Source organism: Mesorhizobium sp. M4B.F.Ca.ET.017.02.2.1 (assembly GCF_003998955.1).
Taxonomy (GTDB): Bacteria; Pseudomonadota; Alphaproteobacteria; order Rhizobiales; family Rhizobiaceae; genus Mesorhizobium; species Mesorhizobium abyssinicae.
The window spans coordinates 21,267-33,671 of sequence record NZ_RZOF01000025.1; the positions used below are offsets into that span (position 1 = coordinate 21,267).

The following is a 12,405-nucleotide window of genomic DNA, read 5'->3' on the forward strand; positions in this document are numbered from 1 at the left end:
GCCGAGGGATCACTCGAACACGATCGAGGGCACCGCGGCTTCCGCCGCGCCACGCTCCTCATTGACCCTGTCCCAGACCTTTGCCGCAATGTCGCGGTAGATCTTCGCCTCGGCGCCTTCCGGCTTCGAGACCACCACCGGCGCGCCGGCATCCGAGCTTTCGCGAATGCCCATTTCCAGCGGCACCTCGCCGAGGAAGGTGACGCCCAGCCGCTCGGCCTCGCGCCGCGCCCCGCCATGGCCGAAGATGTCGTAGCGCTTGCCGGTGTCGGGGGCGAGGAAATAGCTCATGTTCTCGACGATGCCGAGAAGCGGCACGTCGACCTTCCTGAACATGTTGAGGCCCTTGCGGGCATCGATCAGCGCCAGGTCCTGCGGCGTCGAGACAATGACGGCGCCGGCGAGCGGCACCTGCTGGGCCATGGTCAACTGAGCATCGCCGGTGCCGGGCGGCATGTCGACGACCAGCACGTCGAGCGGGCCCCATTCGACCTCGCGCAGCATCTGGGTCAGCGCCGACATCACCATCGGGCCGCGCCAGATCATCGGCGTTTCCTCATCGACGAGGAAGCCCATCGACATCACCTTCAGCCCATAGTTCTGCATCGGCTTCAGGATCTTGCCGTCGACCGTCTGCGGCCTGCCGTGGATGTTGAGCAGCCTTGGCATGGACGGGCCGTAAATATCGGCGTCGAGGACGCCGACCTTGAGGCCGTTGGCGGCAAGACCGAGCGCCAGGTTGACCGCTGTGGTCGACTTGCCGACGCCGCCCTTGCCGGAGGCCACCGCGATGATCGCGTCGATGCCGGGCACGCCGCGCTTGCCGTGGCTGTGCGATGCCGGCGCCTGCGGCACGGGGCGCTGCGGCGCGGCAGCCGGCGCCGGCCTCGGCGCGGGACGCGGCGGCACCGGCGCTTCCATGCCGCCGCCCTTCTTCTCCGCCGTCAGCGCCACGACGGCGCCGGCGACGCCCGGAATGGCATTGACCACGCGCTCGGCGGCGGCGCGCAGCGGCTCCATCTCCTGGGCGCGGGCGGCGGGCACGGTGATCGAGAAGAACACCTTCGAATCGGCAATGAAAATCTCCGAGACCAGGCCGAGGTCGACGATGTTGCCGGTGAAATCCGGCCCGTTGACCGTTTTCAGGCGCTCGATGACGGTTTCCTTGGTGACGGCCATGGTGTTTCCTCGGGGTTTTGGCGATGCAGATAGTGCAGTTTCCGGCAAGAACCAAGCCGTGGAGCAAAGGCTTGCCCGGCGTGCCACGGAAAACGACCGGCAGTGTCGGATTCGCCCGATGACGTTTCCCGGTCGACCGGCAGTTCAACGCCTGCCCATGGCCAATCGATCCACGGGCCCTATCTCGCTTGCCATGAGCGGCGACACAACAAATCCGGGAAGGAGACTGTCATGCTCGCAAACAGCAATGCAGCAGCCAATCTGGCGGTGAAAGACCTGGCGAGAGCCAAGACCTTTTATGAGGGAACGCTGGGCCTCAGGCAGGTGGACGACATGGCTGGCGAACTGGTCGTCTACAAAAGCGGTGACACAGTCATCAACGTCTATCATTCGGATTTCGCCGGAACCAACAAGGCAACGGCTGTGACCTGGAACGTCGGCGACGAGATCGCTCCTGTCGTCAAGTCGCTGAAATCGAAGGGCGTCGCCTTCGAGCACTATGAGATGCCCGGCCTGTCGCTGGACGGCGACATCCATGTCGGCGACGGCATGAAGGTCGCCTGGTTCAAGGATCCGGACGGCAACATATTGTGCCTCGCGGGCGAGTAGGTCTTTGCGCCCCGCTCCGCGTCAGCCCACCAGGCGCGTGGCGAAATAGGTGAGCGCCGAAATGGCGGCGGTGGCCGGCAGGGTGACGACCCAGGCGACGACGATGTTGCCGGCAATGCCCCAGCGCACGGCTGAGACACGGCGGGCGGCGCCGACGCCGATGATGGCGCCGGTGATGGTGTGCGTGGTCGAGACCGGAACGCCGAGCCAGGTGGCGGCGAACAGCGTGATGGCGCCGCCGGTCTCGGCGCAAAAGCCCTGCATCGGGTTCAGCCGGGTGATCTTCGAGCCCATCGTGTGGACGATGCGCCAGCCGCCGAACAAGGTGCCTAGCGCCAGCGCCGACTGACAGGTGATGACCACCCATAGCGGCACGTGGAAGGTGCCGCCGAGCATGCCTTGCGAATAGAGCAGCACGGCGATGATACCCATGGTCTTCTGCGCGTCGTTGCCGCCGTGGCCGAGCGAATAGAGCGAGGCGGAGAAGAACTGCAGGACACGGAAGCTGTTGTCGACGGCGAATGGCGTCTGGCGCACGAACAGCCAGGAGACGATGAGGACGAGCAGGAGCGCCAGCACGAAACCCGTCGCCGGCGAGAGCGCGATGGCCGCGACGGTCTTGCCGAGGCCCGACCAGACGATGGCGCTTGTGCCCGCCTTGGCGACGCCGGCGCCGACCAGCCCGCCGATCAGCGCATGCGAGCTGCTGGAGGGAATGCCGGCGATCCAGGTGACGATGTTCCAGACGATGGCGCCGACCAGCGCGGCAAAGATCACGGCCGGCGTGACGATGCTGGCGTCGACGATGCCCTTGCCCACCGTCTCGGCGACATGCAGGCCGAAGAACATGAAGGCGATGAAGTTGAAGAAGGCCGCCCAGAGCACCGCATAGTGCGGCCTCAGGACGCGCGTCGAGACGATGGTGGCGATCGAATTGGCGGCGTCGTGCAGGCCGTTCAGGAAATCGAAGAACAGCGCCACGGCAACGAGGCCAACCAGCAGGGGAAAGGTGATGGTGGCGTCCATCGCCTAAACGTTCTCGATCACGATGCCGCTGATCTCGTTGGCGACGTCCTCGAACCGGTCGACAACCTTCTCCAGCTCACCATAGATCTCGGAGCCGATCAGATAGGCCATCGGATCGCTGCGGCCGTGCCGTTTGAACAGATCCTTCAGCCCCTGCTCGTGCAGGTCGTCGGCGCGGCCCTCGGCGCGCATGACCTCCTCGGCAATGGCATTGAGGCGAACGCTGTGGGCGCCGACCTTGCCGAGCAGCGGGATCGCCTCGGCGACCAGCTTGGCGGCGTCGACGATGACGGCGCCCATCTCCTGCATCAGCGGGTCGAACTCGGTCTTCTCGAACAGCTTCACCGTCTTGACGGTCTTGTGCATCATGTCGATGGCGTCGTCCATCGACTGGATCAGGTCCTTGATGTCGCCGCGATCGAAGGGGGTGATGAAGGAGCGGCGCACGGCCAAAAGCACCTCGGCGGTGATGCGATCGGCCTCGTCCTCGAGATCGATGATCTTCTGGCTCCAGCGGTCGATGTCCTTGCCCTGCAGGAGCTGCTGCAGCGCCTCGGCGCCGCCGACCACCGTGCGGGAATGGCGTTCGAACAGGTCGAAGAAGCGATCTTCGCGCGGCAGCAGCTTGCGGAACCAGCCCAGCATGTCGATCTCCCGTCGTGTCTACACCCGTCACTGACATAACGCCGCAAGGCGCCCCGGGAAACAGTAAGCCGGCTGAAAAGATGTGGATGCCGGGCGACGGCAGATGCGACTTGCGGCGCAGGACAATTTCCCCGACCCTGCGCGGAACGCGCGGACAGAAGGTCCGCAACAGGCATCAAAGGCATGATCGACAAGCTGGAATTCTTCATCGCGCTCGCCAGGGAGGAACATTTCGGCCGGGCGGCGGAAGTGTGCGGCGTCACCCAGCCGACGCTGTCGGCGGGGATCAAGCAGTTGGAGGAACAGCTCGGCGTCATGCTGGTGCTGCGCGGCTCGCGCTTCCAGGGGCTGACGCCGGAAGGCAAGCAGGTGCTGGTGTGGGCGCGCCGCATCGTCGGCGACAGCCGCACCATGCGCGAGGAGATGCGCGCGGCCCGGCACGGCCTGTCCGGCCGCATCCGCATCGCCGCCATCCCGACAGCGCTCGCAATGGTGGCGCGGCTGACGACGCCGTTCCGGGCCAAGCATCCCGGCGTCACCTTCTCGGTGCTGTCGCGCACCTCGATCGAGGTGCTGTCGCTGCTCGGCAATTTCGACGTCGATGCCGGCATCACCTATCTCGACAACGAACCGCTCGGACGCGTGGTGAGCGTGCCGCTCTATGACGAGCGCTATCAGCTGATCACCGCGGTCGGAAATCCCTTTTCCGACCGCGACAAAGTGACGTGGGCGGAGATCAGCCAGCTGCCGCTCTGCCTGTTGACGCCCGACATGCAGAACCGCCGCATCATCGACCAGCATCTGGCAGAGGCCGGAGTGCAGGTGCGGCCGACGCTGGAATCGAATTCGATGATCGTGCTGTTTTCGCACATCCGCACCGGCAAATGGTCGTCGATCATGCCGCTCAACCTTGCGGAAACATTCGGCTTTTCCGAACCGATCAGGGCCATTCCGATCGTCGATCCGGACGCCAGCCACACGGTCGGCCTGGTGGCGGCGCCGGGCGAGCCGCACACGCCCTTGGTGCAGGCGCTGCTGGACGAGGCGATGACGCTTGCGGACGATTTCCGCGCCCATCGCTAGGCTAGACAATGCAGGTCGAGCGCGCTTGATAGAAAATTTCTATCAAGCAACGGGACAGCTTTATTGATTTCGGAGGTTTCCTCTGATTTCGTAAGGACTTAGCGATATTGCGCCGGGTGCGTGTCGTTGCCCCAAAACCGCTCTATATTTTGGGTGACACACATCGGGTCGCCACGACCAGGGAGGGCGCTGCATGCCAATGCAGCCTGCAAGTACCGAGATCGCATCGCGCGCAGCCGCGATCATAGATGAATTGAAGGACCTCGAAGGTCCGCTGCTGCCGATCCTGCACGAGATCCAGGAAGAATTCGGCCATGTGCCGCAGGCAGCGCTGCCGGTCATTGCCGACGGGCTGAACCTGTCCAGGGCAGAAGTGCACGGTGTCGTCACCTTCTACCATGATTTCCGCGCCCGCCCGGCCGGCCGGCATGTGCTCAAGCTGTGCCAGGCGGAAGCCTGCCAGTCGATGGGCTCGGATGCGGTCGCCGCCAAGGTCAAGCAATTGCTCGGCATCGGTTTCCACGAGACCACCCGCGACGGATCGGTTACACTGGAGCCGGTCTATTGCCTCGGGCTTTGCGCCTGTTCGCCGTCGGCGATGCTGGACGGGGAGGTGATCGGGCGGCTCGATGACGAGAAGATCGAAGAGATCGTCGCGGAGGTACGCTCATGATCCCGCGCATCTATATCCCCGGAGATTCCGGCGCGCTGGCACTCGGCGCCGAAAAGGTCGCCAAGGCGATCGAGAAGGAACTCGCGGAGCGCGGCGTCGAGGCCAAGATCGTGCGCAACGGCTCGCGCGGCGCCTATTTCCTGGAGCCGATGGTCGAGGTTGCGACGGCCGAGGGCCGCGTCGCCTACGGGCCGGTCAAGCCTTCCGACGTCAAGAGCCTGTTCGATAGCGGCTTCCTCAAGGGCGCGCCCCACAAGCGCTGGCTGGGCGCGCCGGACAAGATCCCCTTCCTCGCCAAGCAGACGCGGCTGACCTTCGCGCGCTGCGGCGTCATCGATCCGCTCTCGCTCGACAATTACAAGGCGCATGGCGGGCTGAAGGGCCTGCACAACGCCGTCGCCATGGCGCCCGCGGACATCGTCAAGCAGGTCACCGAATCCGGGCTGCGCGGCCGCGGCGGCGCCGGCTTCCCGACCGGCATCAAGTGGAAGACGGTGCTCGATACCGCTTCGGACCGCAAATACATCGTCTGCAACGCCGACGAGGGCGACAGCGCCACCTTCGCCGATCGCATGATCATGGAGGGTGACCCCTTCGTGCTGATCGAGGGCATGGCGATCGCCGGCATCGCCACCGGCGCGACCAAGGGTTTCGTCTATATCCGCTCGGAGTATCCGCATGCGGTGGCGACGATGAACAAGGCCGTCGAGATCGCCCGCAAGCACGGCGTGCTGGGCGTCAATGTGCTGGGCTCGCCCAACGCCTTCGACATGGAAATCCGCGTCGGCGCCGGCGCCTATGTCTGCGGCGAGGAAACCTCGCTTCTGAACAGCCTGGAAGGCAAGCGCGGCGTGGTGCGCGCCAAGCCGCCGCTGCCGGCAATCCAAGGCCTGTTCGGCAAGCCGACGGTGATCAACAACGTCATCAGCCTGGCCTCTGTGCCGATCATCATGGACAAGGGTGCGGCCTTCTACAAGGATTTCGGCATGGGCCGCTCGCGCGGCACGATCCCGATCCAGATTGCCGGCAACGTCAAGCATGGCGGCCTGTTCGAGACGGCCTTCGGCCTGACGCTGGGCGAGATCGTCGACGACATCGGCGGCGGCACGGCTTCGGGGCGTCCGGTGAAAGCGGTGCAGGTCGGCGGACCGCTCGGCGCCTATTTCCCGCGCGCGCTGTTCGACACGCCGTTCGACTATGAGGCCTTCGCCGCCAAGGACGGGCTGATCGGCCATGCCGGCCTCACCGTGTTCGACGACACCGCCGACATGCTGAAGCAGGCGCGCTTCGCCATGGAGTTCTGCGCCATCGAGAGCTGCGGCAAGTGTACGCCGTGCCGGATCGGGTCGACGCGAGGGGTGGAGGTTCTCGACAAGGTCGCCTCCGGCATCGAGGCGGAGAAGAACCTCGCTCTGGTCACCGACCTCTGCAACACGATGAAGTTCGGATCGCTGTGCGCGCTGGGCGGCTTCACGCCCTACCCGGTGATGAGCTCGATCACGCATTTCCCCGAGGATTTCCAGCCGGCGCCGACGCGCGTGGCGGCTGAATAGGAGCTGGCAGATGAACATCAAGGCCGACTTCCCATCGCTCATCGAAGAGATCGACTACGGCACCCCGGAGTCGAGGGCGGAAAAACAGATCACGCTGATCGTCGACGGCCGCAGCATCACGGTGCCGGAAGGCACCTCGATCATGCGCGCGGCGATGGAGGGCGGGGTCGAGATCCCGAAGCTCTGCGCCACCGACATGCTGGATTCGTTCGGCTCATGCCGCGTCTGCCTGGTCGAGATCGACGGACGCGGCGGCACGCCGGCTTCCTGCACGACGCCGGTCGGCGAAGGCATGGTGGTGCGCACGCAGTCCGAGCGGCTCGATGCGATCCGCCGCGGCGTCATGGAGCTCTACGTCTCCGACCATCCGACCGGCTGGAACGAGACGGCCGGCACCGGCGCCAGCGAATTCGACGTGGTGGCGAAGTCCGTCGGCCTGAGCGAGAACCGCTACGGCGTCGAGGGCCGCAACCACGTCAAGGAAGAGAACGGCGTCGCGCCAGGCCATGGCTCGCTGGCGGTCGACTACATCGCCCGCGACGAATCCAACCCCTATTTCACCTATGATCCGGCGCAGTGCATCGTCTGCTCGCGCTGCGTGCGCGCCTGTGAAGAGGTGCAAGGCACCTTCGCGCTGACCATCGAGGGCCGCGGTTTCGAATCGCGCATGGTCGCCGGCATGCACGAGGATTTCATCGCCTCCGAATGCGTGTCCTGCGGCGCCTGCGTGCAGGCCTGCCCGACCGACGCGTTGCGCGAGAAGACGGTGCTCGAGAAGGGCATGCCGGAGCGCTCGGCGGTCACCACCTGCGCCTACTGCGGCGTCGGCTGCTCGTTCAAGGCCGAAGTGAAGGGTGACGAGGTCATCCGCATGATGCCCTACAAGGACGGCAAGGCGAACCACGGCCATAGCTGCGTGAAGGGCCGCTTCGCCTATGGCTACGCCACCCACAAGGACCGCATCCTGTCGCCGATGATCCGCGACAAGATCTCCGATCCGTGGCGCGAGGTGAGCTGGGAAGAGGCGATCGCCCACACGGCCAAGGAATTCCGCCGCATCCAGTACCAGTACGGCCGCACCGCGATCGGCGGCATCACCTCCTCGCGCTGCACCAACGAGGAGACCTATCTCGTCCAGAAGCTGGTGCGGCAGGGCTTCCGCAACAACAATGTCGACACCTGCGCCCGCGTCTGCCACTCGCCGACCGGCTACGGGCTCGGCCAGACCTACGGCACCTCGGCCGGCACGCAGGATTTCGACTCGGTCGAATTCACCGACGTCGCCGTCGTCATCGGCGCCAATCCGGTTTCCGCCCACCCGGTGTTCGCCTCGCGGCTGAAGAAGCGCCTGCGCCAGGGCGCCAAGCTGATCGTGCTCGATCCGCGCCGCACCGAGATGGTCAAGTCGGCGCATATCGAAGCGGACTATCACCTGCCGCTGAAGCCCGGCACCAACGTTGCGGTGCTGACGGCGCTGGCGCATGTCATCGTCACCGAGGGCCTGTTCGACGAAGCCTTCATCCGCGAGCGCTGCGACTGGGCCGAGTTCCAGGACTGGGCGTCCTTCGTCGCCCTGCCGGAAAACAGCCCCGAGACCGTCGGCAAGCTGTCCGGCGTCGACCCCGAGCTGATCCGGGGTGCGGCGCGGCTCTACGCCAAGGGCGGCAATGGTGCGATCTACTACGGCCTCGGCGTCACCGAACACAGCCAGGGCTCGACCACGGTGATGGCGATCGCCAACCTCGCCATGGCCACTGGCAATATCGGCCGTCCGGGCGTCGGCGTGAACCCGCTGCGTGGCCAGAACAACGTGCAGGGCTCGTGCGACATGGGCTCCTTCCCGCATGAGCTGCCGGGCTATCGCCACATCTCAGGGGAAGCGGTGCGCGACATCTACGAGAGCCTGTGGGGCGTCAAGCTCGACGACGAACCGGGCTTGCGCATCCCCAACATGCTGGACGCCGCCGTCGACGGCTCGTTCAAGGGCATCTACATCCAGGGCGAGGACATCCTGCAGTCCGATCCCGATACCAAGCATGTCGCCGCTGGTCTCGCCGCGATGGAATGCGTCGTCGTGCACGACCTCTTCCTCAACGAGACGGCGAACTACGCGCATGTCTTCCTGCCGGGCTCGACCTTCCTCGAGAAGGACGGCACCTTCACCAACGCCGAGCGCCGCATCAACATGGTGCGCAAGGTGCTGGAACCGAAGGCGCGCTACGCCGACTGGGAGGCGACGCAGGAGCTTGCCCGCGCCATCGGGCTCGACTGGAACTACCAGCATCCGTCCGAGATCATGGACGAGATCGCCAAGACGACGCCAAGCTTCGCCAACGTCTCCTTCGAGATGCTCGACCGCGTCGGATCGGTGCAGTGGCCCTGCAACGACAAGGCGCCGCTCGGCACCCCGATCATGCATGTCGATGGCTTCGTGCGCGGCAAGGGCAAGTTCATCCGCACCGAATATGTGGCGACGGACGAACGGACCGGCCCGCGCTACCCGCTGCTGCTCACCACCGGCCGCATCCTGTCGCAGTACAATGTCGGCGCGCAGACCAGGCGCACCGAGAACGTGATGTGGCATGCCGAGGACCGGCTGGAACTCCATCCGCACGATGCCGAGAATCGCGGCATCCGCGAGGGCGACTGGGTGCGACTGGTGAGCCGTTCGGGCGAAACGACGCTGCGCGCGCTGATCACCGACCGCGTCTCGCCGGGCGTCGTCTACACGACCTTCCACCACCCGGACACCCAGGCGAACGTCATCACCACCGATTTCTCGGACTGGGCGACCAACTGTCCGGAATACAAGGTCACCGCCGTGCAGGTGGCGCCGTCCAACGGCCCGACCGACTGGCAGAAGGACTATAACGAGCAGGCGCGGCAGAGCCGCCGCATCGCTCCGCTGGAAGCGGCGGAGTAATTGTGTCGAGACATGGTCGACCCCCACTCCGTCGAGCTTCGCTCGACACCTCTCCCCCGATCGACGGGGGAGAGGAAAGGCGCGAGCCTTGGTCGGGAGTCGCCCTTCCTCTCCCTCCGGAGGGGGGAGAGGTGGCGCTGCGAAGCAGCGACGGAGTGGGGGAAGGCCCGGAAGAGCCATCGCCCGTTGAAGCAAGGTGCTTCCTAAGTGAGATAGCTGGCAGGCCAGAGGTTGGCGCCTCGTGACCCGCCCTCCTGTCTCTCAGACCTCTCGTCTCGCGCACCGCGCCAGCGGCACGACTGCGGCGAACCGCATGGTGCCGGAGGAGACGCCGGTGGCATTCTCCTATGCCGGCACCACCCATGCGGTGATGATGGCGAGCCCGGCCGATTTCGAGGATTTCGCGCTCGGCTTCTCGCTGACCGAAGGCATCGTTGCCGATCCGCAAGAGATCGAGGCGATCGAGGTCGAGGATCTCGGCGCCGGCATCGACATCCAGATCAGGCTGAAGGACAAGGCCAACACGCGCTTCCAGGCAAGGCGGCGCAGGCTCGCCGGGCCGGTCGGCTGCGGGCTGTGCGGCATCGAATCCATCGAGGAGGCGATGCGTTCGGTCGACGCGGTCGGTTCGTCAAAGCTTACGCTTGACGCCGACGACATCACCCGCTCGGTCAAGCTCCTGTCGAAGGTGCAGCCGCTGCATACCGAGACCGGCGCCGTGCACGCCGCCGGCTTCTACGTGCCGGGCAAGGGCGTCGTCATGGCGCGCGAGGATGTCGGCCGCCACAATGCGCTGGACAAGCTGGCCGGCGCGCTTGCCAAGGCCGGCATCGACGGCGCGACGGGCGCCGTCGTGGTCACGTCGCGAGTGTCGGTGGAGATGGTGCAGAAGACGGCCGCCATCGGTGCGGCCATCATCATCGCCGTTTCGGCGCCGACGGCACTTGCCATCCGCACAGCCGAGGCCGCCGGCATGACGCTGGTGGCGCTGGTGCGCGGCGAAGATTTCGATATTTTCACCCACCCCGACCGGGTGGTTTCCGGAGTTGCCAAGCATGTCGCATGACGAAGACCACATCACCAGCACCAGGGAAAAGCTGGTGCGCATGGCCAACCAGATCGCAACCTTCTTCGATTCCAAGCCGCGCGAGGAAGGCATCACCGGCGTCGCCGAGCACATCAACAAGTTCTGGGAACCGAGGATGCGGCGGCAGCTGTTCGAGATGCTCGACGACGGCACCGAGACGTTCAACGAGCTGGTAGTGGCCGCCTCGGCAAAGATCAAGCGGCCCAAGACGTCCGAACAGGCCGACACGAGCATCGGTTACACCGGGCCTGCGCAAGGCGGGAACGGTGCCTTGCACAAGTAACGCGGCCGTCGCTCCCGTTCACCAAAGACCTTATATTTTAGCTCTCTAAAGTTTGTCTGCCGCGGACGGCATAGCTCTGCTATGGTCGACGACAAGAAGTCGTCTGGCCGGCGGGGTGTTGCGTGAGGCCGATCGAGACCCGGTACGCCCGTAGCGGCGATGTGCGGATCGCCTATCAGGTGGTCGGCCAGGGCTCGTTCGATCTCGTCTTCGTGCCGGGCTTCATATCCAACCTCGACCTGCAGTGGGAGGATGAGGGCTACAGCCGTCTGCTGAAACGGCTTTCGGCCTTCTCGCGGCTGATCCTGTTCGACAAGCGCGGCACTGGCCCCTCCGACCGCGTCGACGGCCGCCACCTGCCCAGCCTCGAGACCCGCATGGACGACGTGCGCGCGGTGATGGACGCCGCCGGCAGTGGCCGCGCGGCGATCCTCGGCGCCTCGGAAGGGGCGCCGATGGCGATGCTGTTCGCGGCCACCTATCCGGAGCGGACACGGTCGCTGGTGCTTTATGGCGGCTATGCGAATTTCCACAGATGGGTGATGCCGCCAGAGCGTCTCGAGGCCTTCATCGAGACCGCGGAAACGGCGTGGGGGACCGGCGCCACGCTGCCCAATTTCGCGCCGGGCCGGATCGACGACCCGCATTTTTCGCAATGGTGGGCGCGGTTTGAGCGGCTGTCGGCGAGCCCGACGGCGGCGGCCGCGCTGGCCCGCATGAATGCCGGTGTCGACGTGCGCGGCATCCTCAGCACGATCAGCGCGCCGACGCTCCTGATCCATCGCCGCAACGATGTGCGGGTCGACCCCGAGGCGAGCCGCTTCCTTGCCCGCAAGATCCCCGGCGCCCGGCTGGTCGAGATAGCCGGGCGCGACCATCCGGTGTGGACCGGCGACGTCGACCGCGTGGCCGACCTGATCGAGGAGTTCCTGACCGGGGAACCGGCGGTGGCCGACACCGAGCGCGTGCTCGCCGCACTGCTGGTGACGCGCATCTACGACACCGCCAAGCTCGGCGATCGCATGTGGAGCGAGCGCAGCCAGCGCTTCCAGGAAACCTGGCGGCTGCTGGTTGGCCGCCATGGCGGGCGCGCCGCCGGCCCGCATGGCGAGTTGATGGTCTCGCGCTTCGACGGGCCGGGGCGCGCCATACGCTGCGCGGCGGCGCTGCGCGAGGCGGCGCAGCAGATCGGCGTGGCGAGCGCGCAAGGGGCGCATGTCGGCGAGATCGAGTTGCGCGGCCAGCCGGTCGGGCTCACGGCGCGCGTGACCCTGCAGCTTGCCAGCCATGCCGGGCGCGGCGACATCCTAGCCTCCCGGCTGGTTGCCGACCTCACCGTCGGCT

The 12,405-nt window shown here is 65.9% G+C and carries 11 protein-coding genes; 8 read left to right on the top strand and 3 right to left on the bottom strand.

Features of this window, described 5'->3' with window-relative positions; translation table 11 throughout:
* Positions 1-9: 9 nt before the first annotated feature.
* Positions 10-1,179, bottom strand: coding sequence for an Mrp/NBP35 family ATP-binding protein (locus EN738_RS05650; protein WP_127282849.1), 1,170 nt, complete (start codon positions 1,177-1,179; stop codon positions 10-12).
* A 231-nt stretch (positions 1,180-1,410) separates the two neighbouring features.
* Between EN738_RS05650 and EN738_RS05655 the strand changes: the two genes are divergently transcribed.
* Positions 1,411-1,788 carry a VOC family protein gene (locus tag EN738_RS05655; RefSeq protein ID WP_127282850.1) on the top strand — a complete coding sequence of 126 codons (378 nt, stop codon included), beginning with the start codon at positions 1,411-1,413 and terminating at the stop codon, positions 1,786-1,788.
* A gap of 21 nt (positions 1,789-1,809) precedes the next feature.
* Here the strand turns inward: EN738_RS05655 and EN738_RS05660 are convergent, their stop codons facing one another.
* Together EN738_RS05660 and EN738_RS05665 are read right to left on the bottom strand one after the other, a co-directional pair.
* Positions 1,810-2,814: an inorganic phosphate transporter gene (locus tag EN738_RS05660; RefSeq protein WP_127282851.1), complete on the bottom strand. Its 1,005-nt coding sequence runs from the start codon at positions 2,812-2,814 to the stop codon at positions 1,810-1,812.
* Positions 2,815-2,817: 3 nt separating this feature from the next.
* Positions 2,818-3,459 (bottom strand): DUF47 domain-containing protein, encoded by a 642-nt coding sequence (locus tag EN738_RS05665; protein ID WP_127282852.1) that lies wholly within the window; start codon positions 3,457-3,459, stop codon positions 2,818-2,820.
* A gap of 183 nt (positions 3,460-3,642) precedes the next feature.
* On the opposite strand from EN738_RS05665, the gene EN738_RS05670 reads away from it, so the two are divergent.
* From EN738_RS05670 to EN738_RS05705, 7 genes are all read left to right on the top strand, one after another.
* On the top strand, positions 3,643-4,542 hold the full coding sequence (locus EN738_RS05670; protein WP_127282853.1) for a LysR family transcriptional regulator: 900 nt from the start codon (positions 3,643-3,645) through the stop codon (positions 4,540-4,542).
* Positions 4,543-4,735: 193 nt separating this feature from the next.
* Positions 4,736-5,215, top strand: a complete 480-nt coding sequence (locus tag EN738_RS05675; RefSeq protein WP_127282854.1) for a formate dehydrogenase subunit gamma — start codon at positions 4,736-4,738, stop codon at positions 5,213-5,215.
* Complete coding sequence (locus EN738_RS05680) at positions 5,212-6,768, top strand: NADH-quinone oxidoreductase subunit NuoF (RefSeq protein WP_127282855.1); 1,557 nt, start codon at positions 5,212-5,214, stop codon at positions 6,766-6,768. The genes EN738_RS05675 and EN738_RS05680 overlap by 4 nt, the downstream gene beginning before the upstream one ends.
* A 10-nt stretch (positions 6,769-6,778) precedes the next feature.
* Positions 6,779-9,691, top strand: a complete 2,913-nt coding sequence (gene fdhF, locus EN738_RS05685) for a formate dehydrogenase subunit alpha (protein WP_127282856.1) — start codon at positions 6,779-6,781, stop codon at positions 9,689-9,691.
* 241 nt (positions 9,692-9,932) lie between these two features.
* Entirely contained in the window at positions 9,933-10,757 is an 825-nt protein-coding gene (gene fdhD / locus EN738_RS05695) for a formate dehydrogenase accessory sulfurtransferase FdhD (protein WP_127282857.1), read from the top strand.
* The gene (locus EN738_RS05700; RefSeq protein ID WP_127282858.1) at positions 10,747-11,061 is read left to right on the top strand and encodes a formate dehydrogenase subunit delta; all 315 of its coding nucleotides are present in this window, start codon (positions 10,747-10,749) and stop codon (positions 11,059-11,061) included. The genes fdhD and EN738_RS05700 overlap by 11 nt, the downstream gene beginning before the upstream one ends.
* Positions 11,062-11,183: 122 nt before the next feature.
* On the top strand, positions 11,184-12,405 hold a 1,222-nt coding region (locus EN738_RS05705), incomplete at its 3' end, for an alpha/beta fold hydrolase (RefSeq protein ID WP_127282859.1).

What these genes read in the sequence shown, in the direction of transcription:
- EN738_RS05665 (WP_127282852.1), bottom strand. Translation starts at nt 3,459, where the DNA reads ATGCTGGGCTGGTTCCGCAAGCTGCTGCCGCGCGAAGATCGCTTCTTC.
- EN738_RS05655 (WP_127282850.1), top strand. Translation starts at nt 1,411, where the DNA reads ATGCTCGCAAACAGCAATGCAGCAGCCAATCTGGCGGTGAAAGACCTG.
- EN738_RS05650 (WP_127282849.1), bottom strand. Translation starts at nt 1,179, where the DNA reads ATGGCCGTCACCAAGGAAACCGTCATCGAGCGCCTGAAAACGGTCAAC.
- EN738_RS05670 (WP_127282853.1), top strand. Translation starts at nt 3,643, where the DNA reads ATGATCGACAAGCTGGAATTCTTCATCGCGCTCGCCAGGGAGGAACAT.
- EN738_RS05680 (WP_127282855.1), top strand. Translation starts at nt 5,212, where the DNA reads ATGATCCCGCGCATCTATATCCCCGGAGATTCCGGCGCGCTGGCACTC.
- fdhF (WP_127282856.1), top strand. Translation starts at nt 6,779, where the DNA reads ATGAACATCAAGGCCGACTTCCCATCGCTCATCGAAGAGATCGACTAC.
- EN738_RS05675 (WP_127282854.1), top strand. Translation starts at nt 4,736, where the DNA reads ATGCCAATGCAGCCTGCAAGTACCGAGATCGCATCGCGCGCAGCCGCG.
- EN738_RS05660 (WP_127282851.1), bottom strand. Translation starts at nt 2,814, where the DNA reads ATGGACGCCACCATCACCTTTCCCCTGCTGGTTGGCCTCGTTGCCGTG.
- EN738_RS05700 (WP_127282858.1), top strand. Translation starts at nt 10,747, where the DNA reads ATGTCGCATGACGAAGACCACATCACCAGCACCAGGGAAAAGCTGGTG.